The sequence below is a fragment of the Cupriavidus sp. FW306-1B-F12B genome (assembly GCF_058781795.1).
The window spans coordinates 308,493-326,100 of the sequence record NZ_JBYSXC010000002.1 but is presented as its reverse complement, the minus strand read 5'-3'; the positions used below and the strand labels follow the sequence as shown (position 1 = coordinate 326,100).

Annotated in this window: 14 protein-coding genes and 1 tRNA gene; 11 read left to right on the top strand and 4 right to left on the bottom strand. The window is 67.0% G+C overall.

All coding sequences use genetic code 11. The features are described 5' to 3' along the window. Positions 1–9: 9 nt before the first annotated feature. Positions 10–1,692, bottom strand: coding sequence for a nitrite/sulfite reductase (locus AC3WLE_RS04800; RefSeq protein ID WP_492356531.1), 1,683 nt, complete (start codon positions 1,690–1,692; stop codon positions 10–12). A 28-nt stretch (positions 1,693–1,720) separates the two neighbouring features. Further along, entirely contained in the window at positions 1,721–2,494 is a 774-nt protein-coding gene (locus tag AC3WLE_RS04795; RefSeq protein WP_492319688.1) for a sulfite exporter TauE/SafE family protein, read from the bottom strand. A gap of 166 nt (positions 2,495–2,660) precedes the next feature. Here AC3WLE_RS04795 and AC3WLE_RS04790 point away from each other — a divergent pair, with 166 nt between their 5' ends. From AC3WLE_RS04790 to AC3WLE_RS04775, 4 genes are all read left to right on the top strand, one after another. Then, the gene (locus AC3WLE_RS04790) at positions 2,661–3,602 is read left to right on the top strand and encodes a CysB family HTH-type transcriptional regulator (RefSeq protein ID WP_010814948.1); all 942 of its coding nucleotides are present in this window, start codon (positions 2,661–2,663) and stop codon (positions 3,600–3,602) included. Between the two features lie 87 nt (positions 3,603–3,689). After that, complete coding sequence (locus AC3WLE_RS04785; RefSeq protein WP_492356532.1) at positions 3,690–4,853, top strand: methyltransferase; 1,164 nt, start codon at positions 3,690–3,692, stop codon at positions 4,851–4,853. An 85-nt stretch (positions 4,854–4,938) separates the two neighbouring features. Next, positions 4,939–6,105 (top strand): ABC transporter substrate-binding protein, encoded by a 1,167-nt coding sequence (locus tag AC3WLE_RS04780; RefSeq protein WP_492351181.1) that lies wholly within the window; start codon positions 4,939–4,941, stop codon positions 6,103–6,105. Further along, positions 6,089–7,015: an NAD(P)-dependent oxidoreductase gene (locus AC3WLE_RS04775; RefSeq protein ID WP_492319685.1), complete on the top strand. Its 927-nt coding sequence runs from the start codon at positions 6,089–6,091 to the stop codon at positions 7,013–7,015. The genes AC3WLE_RS04780 and AC3WLE_RS04775 overlap by 17 nt, the downstream gene beginning before the upstream one ends. 22 nt (positions 7,016–7,037) lie before the next feature. Here AC3WLE_RS04775 and AC3WLE_RS04770 read toward each other — a convergent pair whose 3' ends face one another. Further along, a complete protein-coding gene (locus tag AC3WLE_RS04770; protein WP_492356533.1) occupies positions 7,038–7,958 on the bottom strand; it encodes an alpha/beta hydrolase in 921 nt (306 codons plus the stop codon). A gap of 150 nt (positions 7,959–8,108) precedes the next feature. Here AC3WLE_RS04770 and AC3WLE_RS04765 point away from each other — a divergent pair. The 7 genes from AC3WLE_RS04765 to AC3WLE_RS04735 all read left to right on the top strand — a co-directional run bounded on the left by AC3WLE_RS04765 (position 8,109) and on the right by AC3WLE_RS04735 (position 16,742). Further along, a tRNA-Leu gene (locus AC3WLE_RS04765) sits at positions 8,109–8,193 on the top strand. Between the two features lie 194 nt (positions 8,194–8,387). Then, on the top strand, positions 8,388–9,131 hold the full coding sequence (loiP, locus tag AC3WLE_RS04760; protein ID WP_010814953.1) for a metalloprotease LoiP: 744 nt from the start codon (positions 8,388–8,390) through the stop codon (positions 9,129–9,131). A gap of 488 nt (positions 9,132–9,619) precedes the next feature. Then, on the top strand, positions 9,620–11,305 hold the full coding sequence (gene aspT, locus AC3WLE_RS04755; RefSeq protein ID WP_492319683.1) for an aspartate-alanine antiporter: 1,686 nt from the start codon (positions 9,620–9,622) through the stop codon (positions 11,303–11,305). A 95-nt stretch (positions 11,306–11,400) separates the two neighbouring features. After that, positions 11,401–13,026, top strand: a complete 1,626-nt coding sequence (locus AC3WLE_RS04750) for a bifunctional aspartate transaminase/aspartate 4-decarboxylase (protein ID WP_492319682.1) — start codon at positions 11,401–11,403, stop codon at positions 13,024–13,026. 569 nt (positions 13,027–13,595) lie between these two features. Continuing rightward, positions 13,596–14,453 (top strand): cytochrome b561 domain-containing protein, encoded by an 858-nt coding sequence (locus AC3WLE_RS04745; protein ID WP_492356534.1) that lies wholly within the window; start codon positions 13,596–13,598, stop codon positions 14,451–14,453. A gap of 2 nt (positions 14,454–14,455) precedes the next feature. Then, a complete protein-coding gene (locus tag AC3WLE_RS04740; protein ID WP_492356535.1) occupies positions 14,456–15,793 on the top strand; it encodes a GntT/GntP/DsdX family permease in 1,338 nt (445 codons plus the stop codon). A 40-nt stretch (positions 15,794–15,833) separates the two neighbouring features. Then, a complete protein-coding gene (locus tag AC3WLE_RS04735; RefSeq protein ID WP_492356536.1) occupies positions 15,834–16,742 on the top strand; it encodes an SMP-30/gluconolactonase/LRE family protein in 909 nt (302 codons plus the stop codon). Between the two features lie 42 nt (positions 16,743–16,784). On the opposite strand, the gene hutG is transcribed toward AC3WLE_RS04735, so the two are convergent. Next, entirely contained in the window at positions 16,785–17,597 is an 813-nt protein-coding gene (hutG, locus tag AC3WLE_RS04730; protein ID WP_492319679.1) for an N-formylglutamate deformylase, read from the bottom strand. Positions 17,598–17,608 lie beyond the last annotated feature (11 nt).

The window sequence follows — 17,608 nt, the reverse complement described above, 5'->3', positions numbered from 1 at the left end:
CTCCGGTCCTCAGGCTTCAGCGCGCTCGCGCGGCTGCTTGTCGGCATAAACGCGCTCCTTGAACGGGGCGATGCCGATGCGGGACAGGGTTTCGATAAAGCGTTCGTCTTCGATGCGGTTGGCCACGAAGGTGTCGATGATGCGGGTCACCACCTCGGGCATTTCCTCGGCGCTGAACGACGGGCCGATCACCTTGCCCAGCGCGGTCTGGTTGCCCTGGGCGCCGCCCAGCGTGACCTGGTACCACTCCGAACCGTCCTTGTCGACGCCCAGCACGCCGATATTGCCGACGTGGTGGTGGCCGCAGGCGTTGATGCAGCCCGAGATGTTCAGCGAGATCTCGCCCAGGTCATAGACATAGTCGAGGTCGTCGAAGCGGTCCTGGATCGCCTGCGCGATAGGGATCGACTTGGCGTTGGCCAGCGAGCAGAAATCGCCGCCCGGGCAGGCGATGATGTCGGTCAGCAGGCCGATGTTCGGGGTGGCCAGGCCGGCCTTCTTGGCCAGTTGCCACAGCGCGTACAGGTCCTGCTTCTTCACGTCCGGCAGGATCAGGTTCTGCTCGTGCGCGACGCGCAGCTCGCCGAAGCCGAACTGGTCAGCCAGGTCGGCCACGGCTTCGATCTGCGCGTCGGTGGCGTCCCCCGGGGGCGAGGCCACGCCCGGCTTGGTCGACAGCGTCACCGCGGCGTAGCCCGGCACCTTGTGGCCGTGCACGTTGCGGCTGACCCAGCGGGCAAAGGCCTTGTCTTCCAGCAGGTGGTTCTCGTACGAAGCATCGGTGTCGGCCAGCTTTTCATAGGCGGGCGGCGTGAAGTACTGCGCCACGCGGTCGAACTCGGCCTGCGTGAGCGTGGCCGGGCCGTCCTTGCTGTGCTGCCACTCTTCCTCGACTTCCTGCGCGAACTTCTCTGCGCCGATGGCCTTCACCAGGATCTTGATGCGCGCCTTGTACTTGTTGTCGCGGCGGCCATAGCGGTTGTACACGCGGATGGCCGACTCGACGTAGGACAGCATGTGCTGCCACGGCAGGTCGTCCTTGATGATCGTGCCCAGGATCGGCGTGCGGCCCAGGCCGCCGCCGGCCAGGATGCGCAGGCGCGTTTCGCCTTCGGCGTTCTTGTAGGCGTAGATGCCGATATCATGCATCTGCACCACGGCGCGGTCATTGGCCGAGGCCGAGATGGCGATCTTGAACTTGCGCGGCAGGAAGGCGAACTCCGGCTGGAAGGTGCTCCACTGGCGCAGCAGTTCGGCCAGCACGCGCGGGTCCACCGACTCGTCCGGCGCGATGCCGGCGAAGTGGTCGGTGGTGATGTTGCGCACGCAGTTGCCCGAGGTCTGGATGGCGTGCATCTCGACGCTGGCCAGCTCGGCCAGCACGTCGGGCACGCGCTCCAGCTCCATCCAGTTGTACTGGATGTTCTGGCGCGTGGAGAAGTGGCCATAGCCGCGGTCGTACTCGCGCGCGATATGGCCCAGCTTGCGCATCTGCTTCGACGACAGCAGGCCGTACGGAATCGCCACGCGCAGCATGTAGGCATGGCGCTGCATGTACAGGCCGTTCTGCAGGCGCAGCGGCAGGAATTCTTCCTCGGTCAGCTCGTCGGACAGGCGGCGGCGCACCTGGTCACGGAACTGGGCGACGCGCTCGGCGACGATGCGCTGGTCATATTGGTCGTACTGATACATGGCGGGGTCCGTTCAGTATTCGTTGAATTCAGGAAACGAGCTTGATGGCGACCAGCGTCAGCGTGGTCGCCAGTGCGGCACGCACCAGCCGTTCGGGCAGCGCCCGCGACAGTTGCGCGCCCAGCCAGATGCCGGGGATCGAACCCACCAGCAGCGCCAGCAGCAAATTCCAGTCGACCGTGCCGAGCCACACATGGCCCAGCCCGGCAAGCGCCGTCAGCGGGACGGCGTAGGCAATGTCGGTGCCGGCCACTTCAGCCGGCTTCATATGGGGATACAGCAGCAGGATCAGCGTGGCGCCAACCGCGCCGGCGCCGATCGACGACACCGTCACCAGCACGCCGATCACGGCGCCGACCACGATGGTGGCAATGACCTGGGCGCGGCCGTGCAGCTGGAAGCGCGGATTGCGTTCCAGCCAGGCCAGCATCTGCTTGCGGAACAGCAGCGACAATACGGTCAGCAGCACCGACACGCCGATGGTCACGCGAATCGCGTGCAGCCACTGGGCGTTGAGCTCGCCGGCGCTCTTTAGCACCAGGATGGCGGCCACTGCCGCCGGCAGGCTGCCGATGCACAGGCGCCGCACCACCTGCCACTGCACATGGCCGTGGGCACGGTGCGCGATGGTGCCGAAGCCCTTGGTGATGGCGGCGAAGGCCAGGTCGGTGCCAACCGCGGTGGCCGGCGAAAAGCCGAACAGCAACGTCAGCAGCGGCGTCATCAACGAGCCCCCACCCACCCCGGTCAGACCGACGAGGACGCCTACAAACAGACCGGAAACCGTATAGGCAACAGACATGGGGGACTCGGTGGGAACCTGGCCCGTGGGTCTCGCATCACAAAGTGGCTGCTGCGAGAGGACGCACTGAGGGCTGGCCATTAATTAACAAAGTTCGAGAATCGTAATAAACTGGCCTCATACCTCAAACTAATAAGAAGTTGTTTGTTTATACGAACCCAGATATATGAACCTGCACCAGTTTCGCTTCGTGCGTGAGGCCGTCCGGCAGAACTACAACCTGACTGAGGCCGCAAAAGCGCTCTACACGTCACAACCCGGCGTGTCCAAGGCCATCATCGAGCTGGAAGAAGAGCTGGGCGTCGATATCTTTACCCGCCACGGCAAGCGCATCCGCAGCCTGACCGAGCCGGGCCGCCGCATCCTGAGCTCGGTCGAGAAGATCCTGCAGGAGGTGGAAAGCCTGAAGCGCGTCGGCATGGACTATGCGGCACAGGACCAGGGCAACTTCACCATCGCCACCACCCACACCCAGGCGCGCTATGCCCTGCCACGGGTGATCAGCGAGTTCACCAAGCGCTACCCCAAGGTGCGGCTGTCGATCCAGCAGGGCAACCCGGCGCAGATCGCCGACATGCTGCTGCACGACCAGGCCGATATCGGCATCGCGACCGAAGGCATCTCCGCCGACAAGAACCTGGTGTCGCTGCCGGGCTACCAGTGGACCCATATGGTGATTACGCCACCCGAGCATCCGCTGCTCGACAAGAAGCACCTGGCGCTGGAAGACCTGATGGGCTACCCGCTGATCACCTACGATGCCAACTTTGCCGGCCGGACCAAGATCGACAAGGCCTTCGCGCTGCGCCACCTGGAGCCGGACATCGTACTGGAGGCCATCGACGCGGACGTGATCAAGACCTATGTGGAGATCGGGCTGGGCGTGGGCATCGTCGCCGGCGTCGCCTATGATGCCGAGCGCGACCGCAACCTGCGCGGCATTTCGGCCGGCCACCTGTTCGGCAGCAACGTGACCCACCTGGCCGTCAAGCAGGGGGCCTACCTGCGCAGCTTTGTCTACACCTTCATCGAGCTGTTCTCGCCGACGCTCAACCGCAAGCTGGTTGAGCAGGCCATGTCCGGCGAACACGAAGCCTACGAACTCTGAGGACGGCCCGCCGCCGCCTCTCCCTATATAAGAAGCAAACCCAACCATGCATCTGCTGCCCATCATGCCCTGCCGGCCGGAGGCCCTGTGAGCGACCTGCCCCGCATTCACTGGACCGAGGACGGCGTCGAGCGCAGCGCCGCCTGGCGCTCTGAAGCCGGCCTGCCGCCGCCGCGCCGCGTGGTCATCGCCGACGACACCACCAGCGCCGACACCGCCTATCGCCTGGCCTGCGAGGGCACCGCGCTGCTGTGGCGCGGCGACTTCCAGAACGCGCGCCAGCTGCTGCACGCGCTGGCCCGCCGCACCGAGCGCAAGCCCAAGAAGGCCAGCCGCCCCGGCCAGAAAGCCAAGGACAAGGCCAAGGGCGGGGCCGTTTCGCCAATCGAGGCCTTCAACCTGCACCGGCTGGCCCAGTCGCAGCGCGCCCGCACGCTGGGCATGCTGCTGCTGCCGTTCAATGCCAGCCACGAGGTGCCGCTGCGCCGCGCGCCGGATGTGCGCGACGCCTGCGAACAGGTCTACGGCCCGGCCAGCGAGCCCTACGTGGCATCGATGCGCGAGCTGCTGGGCATGATCGGCGCCTATGAATGGCGCAAGAAGGGCGTGGAGATCCCGGCGCTGGAAGACCGCATCCACCCCTGGTACGGCGTGTTCTCGCCGGTGCGCGGCGAGTATGTCGACCTGGCCGCGACCGAGCCGCTGCCGGCCAAGACCCTCGCCTTCGATATCGGCACCGGCACCGGCGTGCTGGCCGCGGTGCTGGCCCGCCGCGGCGTGCAGCGCGTGGTCGCCACCGACCAGGATCCGCGTGCGCTGACCTGCGCGCGCGAGAACATCGCCCAGCTTGGCTACACCGGGCAGGTCGAGATCGTCCAGGCCGACCTGTTCCCCGAAGGCCGGGCCCCGCTGGTAGTGTGCAACCCGCCCTGGGTGCCGGCCCGGCCCAGCTCGCCAGTGGAGCGCGCGGTCTACGACCCTGACAGCGCCATGCTGCGCGGCTTCCTGCAGGGGCTGGCCGAGCATCTGGCGCCGGGCGGCGAAGGCTGGCTGCTGCTGTCGGACCTGGCCGAGCATCTCGGCCTGCGTCCGCGCGAGGAACTGATGGGCTGGATCGACGCCGCCGGGCTGAAGGTGCTGGGCCGCTCCGATATCCGCCCGCGCCACCCGCGCGCGACGGATGCCGCCGACCCGCTGCACGCGGCGCGTTCCGCCGAGGTGACCACGCTCTGGCGCCTGGGCGTGCGCTGACCAGCACGGCCGTGGCGGGGCGCAGGCGTGCCCCGGCGGCCGAGTTCGGCTATCCTTCCCGTCACATATAAGAACGGAGGAGACCATGCTGACCCTGCCCCTGCGCCCCCTGCTGCTGGCCGGCGCCCTGCTCTTCACCAGCGCCGCCGCACATGCCGACATCCGTGTCGGCATCGATGTGTCCACCACCGGTCCGGCGGCCTCGATCGGCATCCCCTCCAAGAACACCGTGCTGATGTGGCCCCAGACGCTGGGCGGCCAGAAGGCGCACTACGTGATCCTGGACGACGGCAGCGACCCGGCCGCGGCGGTGCGCAACGTGCGCAAGCTGATCTCCGAGGAAAAGGTCGACGTGATCGTCGGCCCCAACATCACCCCCACCGCCATCGCCGCGCTCGACGCCGTGGCCGAGGGCGAGACCCCGATGGTGGCACTGGCCGCCTCGGCCTCCATCGTCGAGCCGCAGACCGACGCCAAGCGCCGCTGGGCCTTCAAGATGCCGCAGAACGACTCGCACATGGCGACCGTGCTGACCGAGTACATGAGCAACCATGGCGTCAGGACCGTCGGCTTTATCGGCTTTGCCGACGCCTACGGCGAGAGCTGGTGGCGCGAGTTCTCGAAGCTGGCCGAGGTGCGCAAGATCAAGGTGGTCGCCAACGAGCGCTTCTCGCGCAACGACACCTCGGTGACCGGGCAGGTGCTCAAGCTGATGGCTGCCAACCCGGACGCGATCCTGATCGCCGGTGCCGGCACGCCGTCCGTACTGCCGCAGAAGACGCTGGGCGAGCGCGGCTACAAGGGCAAGGTCTACCAGACTCACGGCATCGCCACCTGGGACTTCCTGCGCATGGGCGGCAAGGATGTGGAAGGCACGCTGTTCCCGACCGGGCCGGTGGTGGTCGCGCGCCAGCTGCCCGAGAGCCACCCGGTGCGCAAGGTGGCGCTGGACTTCGTCAACCGCTACGAAAGCAAGTACGGCGCCGACAGCGTCACGCAGTTTGCCGGCGACGCCTGGGGCGCGTGGATGCTGCTGGACGACGCCGCCCGCCGCGCGCTGAAGACCGGCGCCCAGCCCGGCACGCGCGACTTCCGCGCCGCCATGCGCGACGCGCTGGAAGCCACCACCAATCTCACCATCCCCAACGGCGTGATGAACCTGAACCCGAAGGACCACCAGGGCTTCGACCAGCGTTCGCGCGTGATGGGGGTGATCCGCAACGGCAAGTTCGCCTATGCGGGCGATAAGTAGCCCGCCGCATCAAGAAAGGAAGCATGGCATGAGCACCACTCTCACCCCCACCACCGTCGCCTTCATCGGCCTGGGCGCCATGGGCTCGCACATGGTCCGCCACCTGCTGGCCGCCGGCCACACCGTGCGCGCCTTCGTGCGTCGCCCGGAAGCCGCCGGGGCCGCGCGCGCACTGGGGGCGGAGCCCTTCTTCACCCCCGCCGAAGCGGCACGCGGCGCCAGCGTCGTCTTCACCAACGTGACCTCGTCCGAAGACGTGCGCGAAGTGCTGCTGGGCGAGCAGGGCGTGATCCACGGCGCCGCGCCGGGCACCATCTGCGTGGACCACAGCACCATCTCGCCGATCGTCACGCGCGAGATCGCCGCGGCGCTGGCCGCGCGCGGCATCGAGGCGCTGGACTGCCCGGTCTCGGGCGGCACCATGGGCGCCGAGGCGGGCACGCTGACCATCATGGTCGGCGGCAAGCCCGAGATGCTCGAGCGCGTGCGCCCGCTGCTGCAGCAGCTGGGCAAGACCATCACCCATATCGGCGACCACGGCGCGGGCCAGGTTGCCAAGCTGTGCAACCAGATCGCGCAGGTGGTCAATATCGAAGGCATTGCCGAGGCCATGCGTTTTGCCGCCGCGCAGAACGTCGACACCGGCCGCGTGTTCGAAGCCATGGCGACCGGCATGGCCGGCAGCCGCATGCTCGACCTGATGGGCCCCAAGATGGTGGCGCGCAACTTTGCCGCCGGCATCGAGGCGCGGCTGCACGACAAGGACTTCGGGCTGGCGCGCGATATCGCCGAAGAAATCGGCCTGGACCTGCCCGCGATGCAGGCCACCTCGGCGCAGCTGCGCGCGCTGATGGCCAATGGCTGGGGCAAGGACGACACCTCGTCGCTGCTGCGCGTGCTGGAGGGCTGACGCCCTCGCGCCCGGTGCGCGCTCAGCGCTCCATCAGCCGCAGCACCGCGCGCGTCAGGGCACCGTCCGGGCTGGCAAAGCTGTCCAGCACATTGAAGTGATGGCAGTCCGGCAGCACCAGGTCGCTCGCGGCCGGATGCGCAACCTTGGCCGGCCACGCCGCGCGGATCAGCGCGTGCTGGCGGTGGTATTCGGCGGCCTCGAGTTCCCCCACCGCGATCGCCAGCGGGGCACCGCTGGCCGGCGGCATATACGCGGGCGACAGCCGCGCGACATCGTCTTCAGAGAACCGCAGGTCGCGCTGCAGGAAGGCCGCGCGCCGCAGCGGCTCCATGTCGTACAGCCCGCTGACCGAGAGCCCGCCCTTGACCAGGTCGGCCGGCAGGTCCGCGCCCAGCTGCGGCCAGCGCGCGGCCATCAGCATCGCCACCAGGTGGCCGCCGACGGAATGCCCGGCCAGGAAAAGCTTGTCCGGATCATGGCCCAGCCGGTTCGCCTGCCGGTACAGCCAGGCGACGCTGCGCAACACCTGCCGCACGATCTCCGGCACCGTCACCGCGGGCACCAGCGTGTAATTCACCACCGCCACCGACACCCCCAGCGCCGGCAGCGCGCTGGCGGCAAAGCTGTGGTCGTGCTTGTCCAGCGCCCGGTAGTAGCCGCCGTGCACGAAGACCAGCAGCGGCGGCAGCGCCCCGTTGGCCCGCTGCGCGGGGAAGTAGTCCAGCGTCTCGCCCTGCGCATGGCGCGAGTCCTCGCCGGCATAGCTCAGGTCCGCCAGATAACGGCTGCGTGCGCGCACGCCGGCGGACCACTGCGCCCAGCGCGCCATATGCACGGCGTTGTCCGGCACATTGGCACGGTTGTTGTATTCCCGGTCGTAGAAGCCGGGGTCCTGCGAAGGCAGGCTGGCGAGGCGCGCCAGCGAAGCTTGGTCGGTCATGGCAGTTCGGGAGTGATCGGGACGGTGGGCGTGTGAGAGGCTGGGCGCCATGCTACCGGATTTGCGCGGCCCCGCGCCGGTTGTCCGACGACGGGATTTCCGGCATAATCGCCGGCTCAGCAAGGTACCGGTTCCGGTGCCCTACACCCTGCCCGGGTGGTGAAACAGGTAGACGCAGGGGACTCAAAATCCCCCGCCGCAAGGCGTGTCGGTTCGAGTCCGACCCCGGGCACCATCAGCTTCTTCCCGACTAGTTCCCAGCATTGCCTCCGTGGTGCCATCCCGGCCGCGGGTCGGCGCACGCCTCCTGGCCTCGGACGTGCCCTGCCAGCCACTTTGCCTGAGCGCCTGTCGGACGGCGCCCACTGGCGCGCCCTCGCCCGGCTTCCTATCCTATGGCATTGCCAACCCCCGTTCCCGGAGCGAACCATGAAGCGACTCGCCCTTTCCGCCCTCGCCTGTTCCGCGCTGCTGGCCGGCTGTGCCGGCGCCAATATGGAAAGCCTGACGCAGGCCGGCGGCAGCCTCTTTACCGCCGCCACGCTGTCGGACAGCAACGTCAAGATGCTGTCCGACCAGTCCTGCGCGGAAATGGACCAGAAGAACACCATCGCGCCGGCGGACAGCACCTACGCCAAGCGCCTGGCCAATGTGATGAGCGGGCTGGGCAACACCGGGCTGCCACTCAATGCCAAGGTGTATGTGACCAAGGACGTCAATGCCTGGGCCATGGCCAACGGTTGCGTGCGGGTCTACAGCGGCCTGATGGACCTGCTCAGCGACGATGAAGTGCGTGGCGTGGTGGGCCATGAAATCGGCCATGTGTCGCTGGGCCATACCAAGGCCGCGATGCAGGTGGCCTACACCACGGCTGCGGCGCGCGGGCTGCTGGGGTCGACTGGCGTGGCTTCGCTGACGGCGCTGTCGTCGTCGCAGATCGGCGCGCTCGCCGAGCAGTTCGTCAATGCGCAGTTCTCGCAGCGGCAGGAAACCGCGGCCGACGACTATTCGTTCGACCTGCTGACCAAAAACGGCGCCAACCGCCAGGCCCTGGCATCGGCGTTCCGCAAGATGTCGACCCTCGATGGCGGACAGTCGAGCATGCTCAGCTCGCACCCGGGATCGCTGGAGCGCGCCAAGCATATCGAAGCCCGCCTGGCCGGCGGGCGCTGACAGCGGCGCATTTGCCCTTGCCGCCGCACCCGTTCGGGTGAGGCGGCACCTCCCTCCCGACTGCCCCGCGTCACTTCCCTCGCGCACCGCTCCCGACACCGCTTCCACACTCGCGCCGTCATGCGCGCGGCGTGTTGACTGCGCTTAATTCGCCGACAAAAGCTTTCACTACGCTGTTCGGAAACCGGCGGGGATAATGCCTCACGCTGCATTAACGCGGTTGATGCGGTCGCGCCACTGCATGCGCGATCCGCGGCGCCAACGCTGCACCTGCCAGCTGCGGTGTGCGCGCCGCCACCGTGATTGCCGTGATCGCCATGATCACCTTCATGCCCGAAGGACACGCCGCCGCGCCATGGACATGCCCCGCCTCCGCTCGCCCCGCACCCGTAGTCCTGCGCTGCCCCGTCCTGCCCCGAATTTCCGCCACCCCCGCAATCCGATGCAACGACTCACCCAACCCGCATCACTCGCTTCAGGAGCCTTCGATGGAATGGTTGCATGAGATTTTCCAGAAGTCGCCGGAATCGGCGCTGTTCCTTGCGCTGTCGGTCGGCTACGCCATCGGCAAGATCACCTTCGGGCGCTTCCAGCTGGGCGGCGTGGCTGGCTCGCTGCTCGCCGCGGTGGTGATCAGCCAGGTCGGCGTCGAGATCGACAACGGCGTCAAGGCCGTGATGTTCGCGGTGTTCATCTACGCCGTGGGCTATGAAAGCGGTCCGCAGTTCTTCAACTCGCTGAACCGCAGCTCGTTGCGCGAGATCGCCATGGCGGTGTTCATGGCGGTGTGCGGCCTGGTCACGGTGGTGGTGCTGGCCAGGCTGTTCCACCTCGACAAGGGCCTGGCGGCTGGCCTGGCCGCCGGCGGCATGACCCAGTCGGCGATCATCGGCACCGCAGGTGACGCCATCACCAAGCTGGGCTTGCCGCCCGACCAGGTCAAGACGATGCAGGCCAATGTGGCAATCGGCTATGCCGTGACCTATGTGTTCGGCTCGCTGGGTGCGATCATCGTGTGCGTGAACATTCTGCCGCGCTTCATGAAGTCGGACCTGAAGACCGACGCCAAGAAGATGGAAGCCCAGCTCAGCGGCGGCCTGCCGCAATATGGCCCGGGCCAGCGCGGCGCGCTGCCGCGCCTGGTGGGCCGGCTGTACCGCGTGAACGATGCCTCCGGCAAGACCGTCTCGCAGCTAGAGATCGGCGGCGAGGACCTGGTGACCGTGGAGAAGGTGCAGCGCGGCGGCAAGCAGATCGAAGTCACGCAGGACCTGGTGCTGCAGCACGACGACCTGGTACTGCTGGTCGGTCGCCGCGATGCAATCGTGCCGACGGCCGCGCAGATCGGCGTGGAAGTGGCCGATGCCGACGGTATGGGCGCGGTGATGCAGTCACGCAACGTGGTGTTCACCGCCAAGGGCATGAACAACAAGACCGTGGCCGAGATCGTCGACACTGTCGGCCGCGACATGCGCCACGGCGTGTATATCGAGCGCATCGAGCGCTTCGACCATCCGCTGCCGCTGCTGCCGGACCTCAAGCTGCAGCACGGCGACATCATCACGCTGTACGGCACCCCCGCCGACACCAAGCGTGCCGCGCAGACCGCCGGCTATGAGCTGGTGCCCAGCGAGAAGACGGACTTCGTCTACTTCGGCGCCGGGGTGCTGGTGGGCCTGCTGATCGGCCTGCTGGTGTGGCGTGTGGGCTCGATCCCGCTGACGCTCGGCGCCGGCGGCGGCGCGCTGTTGTCGGGCCTGGTGTTTGGCTGGGCGCGGTCCAAGCACAAGATGTTCGGCGCGATGCCGACCGCGGCGTGCCAGCTGCTGAAGGACTTCGGGCTGGCCGCGTTCGTGGCCATCGTCGGCATCAACTCCGGCCTGCAGGCGGTGACCACGCTGCGCCAGAGCGGGCTGACCATCTTCCTGCTGGGCGCGGTGGTGACGCTGCTGCCGCTGTTCCTGACGATGCTGTTCGGCCGCTACGTGCTGAAGTACGACAACGCCGCCGTGCTGGCTGGCGCGCTGTCAGGCTCGCGCAGTGCCAACCCGGCCTTCGGCGGCATCCTGGACAAGGCCGAAAGCCCGGTGCCGACGGTGCCGTTCGCCATCACCTACGCCCTGGCCAACGTGCTGCTAACGCTGCTGGGGCCACTGGTGGTCGGGCTCGTCTAGCGCGCGTTTCCTTCGATATCTCTCCTGCTGCGCGGGTCTTCCCTCTCCCCCCGGCCCGCCAGCCCTACCGACAAGCGTCCACACAGGAGCAAGCCATGAGCAAGTTCGATATCTCCAAGCTGTCCAGCCTCTCCCCCTTCGAGCTGAAGGACGAGCTGATCAAGCTGGCCAGCAGCGACGCGGAACGCCTGATGCTGAACGCCGGCCGCGGCAACCCCAACTTTCTCGCCACCGTGCCGCGCCACGGCTTCTGGCAACTGGGCCTGTTTGCCATGCGCGAGTCCGAGCGCTCGTTCTCCTACATGCCCGAGGGCGTGGGCGGCTTCCCGCGCCGCGAAGGCATCGAGGAACGCTTCAACCTGTTTGCGCGCGAGTTTGCCGACACCCCGGGGGTGAAGTTCCTGGCCGGCGCGGTGTCGTATGTGCGCGACCAGCTCGGCCTGAGCGCGGGAGATTTCCTCTATGAAATGTGCGAAGGCATCCTGGCCTGCAACTACCCGGTGCCGGACCGCATGCTGAAGCTGTCTGAGGTCGTGGTCGGCCAGTACATCCGCAAGGAGATGATCGGCGACCATCCGTTCATCGGCGATTTCGACCTGTTCGCGGTTGAAGGCGGCACCGCGGCGATGACCTACCTGTTCAACTCCATTCGCGAGAACCACCTGCTCAAGGCCGGCGACACCATCGCGCTGGGCATGCCGATCTTCACGCCGTATATCGAGATCCCGGAACTGAACGACTACCAGCTGGTGGAAGTGTCGGTCAATGCCGATCCCGAGTCGCACTGGCAGTATTCGAAGAAGGAGCTCGACAAGCTGCGCGACCCCAAGGTCAAGGCCTTCTTCCTGGTCAACCCGAGCAACCCGCCCTCGGTGCGCATGAGCGACGAAAGCCTGGAGTACCTGGCCTCGATCGTCAAGGAGCGCCCGGACCTGATCATCCTGACCGACGACGTCTACGGCACCTTTGCCGACAACTTCGTCTCGCTGTTCGCGATGTGCCCGAAGAATACCATCCTGGTGTACTCGTTCTCCAAGTACTTCGGCGCGACCGGCTGGCGCCTGGGCGTGATCGCCACGCACCGCGACAATATCTTCGACCTGCAGATCGGCAAGCTGCCCGACGCGCAACGCCAGCAACTGAACCAGCGCTACAGCTCGATCACCACCGAGCCGCAGAAGCTCAAGTTCATCGACCGCCTGGTGGCCGACAGCCGCACGGTGGCGCTGAACCACACGGCCGGCCTGTCGACCCCGCAGCAGGTGCAGATGGTGCTGTTCTCGCTGTTCTCGCTGATGGATACGCCGGACAACTACAAGAATGCGATGAAGCGGCTGATCCGCAGCCGCAAGGCCGCGCTGTACCGCGAGATCGGCATCGCGCCGGAAAGCGACGACCCGAATGCCGTGGACTACTACACGCTGCTCGATATCGAGCAGCTGGGCGGCAAGGCGATCGGTCCGGACTTCGTCAAATGGGTGATGAACTCGGTCGAGCCGAACGAACTGCTGTTCCAGCTGGCCGATGAGGCAGGCGTGGTGCTGCTGCCGGGCCGCGGCTTCGGCACGCGCCACCCGTCAGGGCGGGTGTCGCTGGCCAACCTGAATGAAGCTGACTACGCCAAGATCGGGCGCTCGATCCGCAAGTTGTTCGAAGCGTATGTGGAGAAGTACAACGCGGCGACGGGGAGCAAGGCCGACAAGAATGTCGTGAAGAAATAGGCCTTCGCTGGCGTGGCTCGCAGCCCGGCTTCAGGCCGGGCTTTTTTTGTTCAGTGTTGCGTTATGTCGGGGCCGAGGTGCGATCAAACCCTCAAGCGGATCCTGCGCCCGATAACGCCGCAGCGTTTTCCAGAATCCCCAAGCGATAACCTGAGGTAAAGCGGAGATTCGATCATTTGATTAGAAGCATATTCCGGCCATTGCTATAGTTGTCTCCACTTTCCTGCGCGCTGGCCATTGGCCCTGCAGCAGGCTCAAGCCGCATTCTGGTTGCGCGGCGCCGCCAATTACCCATTCCAATAAGATCACCGCCCTTTGAAAGGGTGGATGGAGACATTCGGTCATGCAAACTGCTGTCCCACTCAATTCAGGCGTATCACATGCGGCGCCGTTGCTGGCCGCCGCAACCGCCATCTAGCTGCGCCCGCGCTGCCAGACAAGGGTGACGGCACAACACCGGCCACAGCGCGTCGCCAGCACGCGGGCGATCCCGGTATAGCGAAACCTCGCCGCCGCCATTCACCTTCTGTCCCATTCAAAGGAATTCTCCGCGCATCAGGAGATCGGAAATGCCACCTGCGCTTCCCGCAGCCGTGCGCTGGATATTGCCGCTCGGCCTCACGCTTTGCCTCGTCATTCTCGCCGCGCTGGCCGCGCCCGGCAGGCCCGCGCAATGGCTGAGCCTGCCGTTGTCCGGCACCGCCGCGCCGCACCACGTCGTGCCCTGGGTCGCCTGGCATGGGCGCCTGATGGTGCTCAGCTGGGGGCTATTGCTGCCGCTCGGCATCCTGGTCGCCCGCTTCTTCAAGGTGACGCCGTCGCAAGCCTGGCCTGCCGTGCTCGATCGCAAGACCTGGTGGCGCGCCCACTTGTGGATGCAGGGCAGCGGCGTTGCGCTGATGTCGGTGGGCGTGCTGCTGGTCCTGGGCCACGGCGGCATGCCCGATGCGCTGGCGCGCTGGCACCACCTCGGCGGCTGGGCACTGGTGGCCTGCGCCGCGCTGCAGGTAGGCGGCGGGCTGTTGCGCGGCAGCAAGGGCGGGCCCACCAGCGACTGCCTGCGCGGCGACCACTACGACATGAGCGCGCGCCGGGTCGTGTTCGAGTGGCTGCACAAGGTCATTGGCTGGAGTTCGCTGCCGCTTGCCATCGCAACCATCGGCATCGGCCTCGCGCTCGCCGATGCGCCGCGCTGGATGCCGCTGCTGCTGGGCGCCTGGTGGCTGACGCTGGCGGCGCTCGCGCTGGCATTGCAGCACGCGGGCTTCTGCATCGACACCTATCAGGCGATCTGGGGCCCCGATTCCAGGCACCCGGGCAATCGACGACGGCCCATCGGCTGGGGCATCACCAGCTTTCCCTCACAGCCGGCATCGTCGTCCGGCACGCACCGGCCGCAGGCGTGGCCGGCCGAACACAAGGAATAGACGTGGCAATACTGATATTCGGCGGTGCGGCAGCGATCCTGCTGTTGCTCGCCCTGATCCTGATCGCAAAGCTGCACCCCTTCCTGGCACTGATCCTGGTGGCCACGGGCGTCGCCGTCGTGGCCGGCGTGCCGGTGAGCCAGATCGCCGATGCGGTCGAAGGCGGCCTGGGCAAGACCCTGGGCCATGTCGCGGTGATCATCGCCTTCGGCGCGATGATCGGGCGCATGATTGAATTGTCGGGCGGCGCGCAGGTGCTGGCCAACCGGCTGATGGCCTGTACCGCATTCGGCGTCGGCATTCCGGTGTTCTTTGAAGTCGGCGTCATGATGCTGATGCCGCTGGTCTACGGGCTCACGCGCACCCGCGGCATTCCGCTGGTGGTGATTGGCCTGCCGGTGTGCGCGGTGTTGCTGGTGGTGCATGCCCTGCTGCCGCCGCACCCGGGCATGGTGGCAGTGGCCGGAGAACTCGGCATCGAGATCGGTCGCCTGCTGCTGATCGGCCTGCCGGTCGCGCTGGTCACTGGCCTCGTGACTTTCCTGGCATCGCGGCGAGTGACCAGGCGGCCGTTCCAGATGGCAGCCGATATCGCCGCCGAAACGGGCCAGGTCACAGGCAGCGCGCCAAAGGTCCATGCGGCATCCGCCAGTCTGGGCAGCGGCGTGCCGCCAGGCGCCCGTCTCGTCGCCGGGCTGATCGCGCTGCCGATCGTGCTGATCCTGGCCGGGACGCTGGCCCAGTTGCTGTTGCCGCAAGACTTCTTCGGGCGCTCGGCGCTGATATTTCTCGGCATCCCGTACGTCGCGCTGTTGCTGGGCCTGATGCTCTGTGCCTACCTGCTTGGCATCCGTCGCGGCGCGCCGCTGGCGACGGTGTCCGAGGTGGCCGGCGCCGCCATCCCGACCGTATCGGTGGTGATCCTGATCACCGGCGCCGGCGGCGCTTTCGCCAAGATCCTGGTGTCGACCGGAATCGGCCCCGCGCTGGCGACGTCGCTGCAGTCTTCGGGTCTGCCGCTGGCCGTCCTCGCGTTCCTGCTGGCGATGCTGTTGCGCGCGGCACAGGGGCCCACCACCGTAGCGCTGATGACCACTGCCGGCATCATCGCCCCGCTGGTCAAGCAGGCATCGCTCGGCCCCAACCATCTGGCCCTGATCGGCCTGGCGATGGGAGCGGGCGGCATGGCGGTCTCCCATGTCAACGATGCGGGCTTCTGGATCGTGACCCGGATGCTGGGCCTGAGCGTCGGTGATGGACTAAGGAGCTGGACGGTGCTGACGACGCTTGCCGGTATCGCAGCCCTTGGCCTGGTCCTCTTGCTGTGGCAGTTCGTGTAAAGACCGCCTGGGTGTCTTTGCAACGGGATAAAGGAAGACCATGGATACAGTCCAGATATTCGATGAGCGCGCACGCGAGCTGCCGCTGGCGGGCGAACGGCTCGAGCAACTGGCACGCGGGGCGACCTGGAGCGAGGGGGCGGTATGGTTGCCTGACGAAGATGCGGTGCTGTGGAGCGACATCCCCAACGACCGCATCCTGCGCTGGAGCGCCGCGGATGGCATGTCGGTCTGGCGCGCTGGCGCCGAGTTCACCAACGGCCACGCCCTGGAAGCGGACGGCTCGCTGCTGCATTGCTCGCACGGACAGCGGGCCATCGTGCGGACGCATCGCAGCGGTGCCCGCCAGGGCGAAGACGAACTGGTCGTCAGCCACTATCAGGGGCGTCGCCTGAATTCGCCCAACGACATCGTGGTCAAGCGCGATGGCACCCTGTGGTTCACCGATCCGCCGTATGGGATCCTGTCGGACCGCGAAGGCCACCGGGCCGATCCCGAGCTGCGGCACAACTATGTGTTTCGCTACGATCCCGCCGTCGGTGCGCTGGAAGTCGCCAGCGACCTTATAGAAGAGCCAAACGGGCTGGCATTCTCGCCCGATGAAGACGTGCTCTATGTCTCCGATACCTCGGCGGCATTGCGCGACGATGGTCATCACCACATCATCGCCTTCGACGTCGTTGCGGGGCGGGTGCTGGCCAACCCGCGGGTCTTCGCCGTCATCGCGCCCGGACTGCCGGACGGATTTCGCGTGGACCGGCGCGGCTGGCTCTTTGCCAGCAGCGCCAGCGGCGTGCAGGTTTTCCATCCGGACGGGACGCGGCTGGCGCATATTCCCGTGCCGGAGAAGGTCGGCAACCTCACCTTCGGCGGCGCCGAGGGCAATGCCTTGTTCATCGCCGCCAGCACTTCGCTCTACCGCCTGCGGCTTGGTCAGCGCTTGGCGTGAGCTGGCAGCGCTGCGCGGCAGCCATCGTGCCGCGCCAGCGCCCTAGCGCGTTTCGACGAACTCAAGCACCGTCGCCAGCATCCCTCGCAAAGCCGGCTGCAATGCCGCCGCACGCGCCTCGTCGTAGGCGAACGGATACGTCTCGCTCATGTAGGCGACCTGCGACAGCTCGAGCTGCACCGCGTGCACGCCGTCCTGCGGCTTGCCGTATTGGCGCGTGATATAGCCGCCCTTGAAGCGCCCGTTGAGCACCGCGGTATGGCCGGCCACCGCGCCGGCCTGCTCGAGCAGCTGGTCCGCAAGCGACGCGTCGCAACTCTCGCCGTTGGCCGTGCCGAGGTTGAAGTCCGGCAGCCTGCCTTCGAAGAAGCGCGGCAGCACCGAGCGGATCGAATGCGCATCCCACAGCGCGATGGTGCCGTGCTCCGCCTTCAGGCGGGCCAGTTCAGCGGCCAGCGCCTGGTGGTACGGGCGCCAGATCGCATCGCGGCGTGCGGCGATTTCCGCATCGTCGGGGCCGTTGCCGTCGGCGTACAGCGGCGTCTTGTCGAAGGTGTCGACCGGGCACAGGCCCGTGGTGTCCTGGCCGGGATACAGGTTGGCGTTATCGGGCGGGCGGTTCAGGTCGACCACGTAGCGCGAATGCGTGGCCACCAGCACCGACGCACCCAGCTCGCGGGCGAAGCTGTAGAGGCGTTCCAGGTGCCAGTCGGTGTCGGGCACGGTGCGCGCTTCGGCCGTCAGGCGCTGCGAGACCGAAGCCGGCAGGTGCGTGCCGACGTGCGGCATCGATACCAGCAACGGGCGCGTGCCGCGATGCAGGGTGAAGGCGGGGGTATCGGTGGAGAAGGACATTGTCTTTGCGA

Coding starts and splice junctions, on each gene's coding strand:
- AC3WLE_RS04770 (WP_492356533.1), bottom strand. CDS start 7,958: ATGACCGACCAAGCTTCGCTGGCGCGCCTCGCCAGCCTGCCTTCGCAG.
- loiP (WP_010814953.1), top strand. CDS start 8,388: ATGAAGCGACTCGCCCTTTCCGCCCTCGCCTGTTCCGCGCTGCTGGCC.
- AC3WLE_RS04790 (WP_010814948.1), top strand. CDS start 2,661: ATGAACCTGCACCAGTTTCGCTTCGTGCGTGAGGCCGTCCGGCAGAAC.
- hutG (WP_492319679.1), bottom strand. CDS start 17,597: ATGTCCTTCTCCACCGATACCCCCGCCTTCACCCTGCATCGCGGCACG.
- AC3WLE_RS04735 (WP_492356536.1), top strand. CDS start 15,834: ATGGATACAGTCCAGATATTCGATGAGCGCGCACGCGAGCTGCCGCTG.
- AC3WLE_RS04795 (WP_492319688.1), bottom strand. CDS start 2,494: ATGTCTGTTGCCTATACGGTTTCCGGTCTGTTTGTAGGCGTCCTCGTC.
- AC3WLE_RS04800 (WP_492356531.1), bottom strand. CDS start 1,692: ATGTATCAGTACGACCAATATGACCAGCGCATCGTCGCCGAGCGCGTC.
- aspT (WP_492319683.1), top strand. CDS start 9,620: ATGGAATGGTTGCATGAGATTTTCCAGAAGTCGCCGGAATCGGCGCTG.
- AC3WLE_RS04775 (WP_492319685.1), top strand. CDS start 6,089: ATGCGGGCGATAAGTAGCCCGCCGCATCAAGAAAGGAAGCATGGCATG.
- AC3WLE_RS04780 (WP_492351181.1), top strand. CDS start 4,939: ATGCTGACCCTGCCCCTGCGCCCCCTGCTGCTGGCCGGCGCCCTGCTC.
- AC3WLE_RS04745 (WP_492356534.1), top strand. CDS start 13,596: ATGCCACCTGCGCTTCCCGCAGCCGTGCGCTGGATATTGCCGCTCGGC.
- AC3WLE_RS04750 (WP_492319682.1), top strand. CDS start 11,401: ATGAGCAAGTTCGATATCTCCAAGCTGTCCAGCCTCTCCCCCTTCGAG.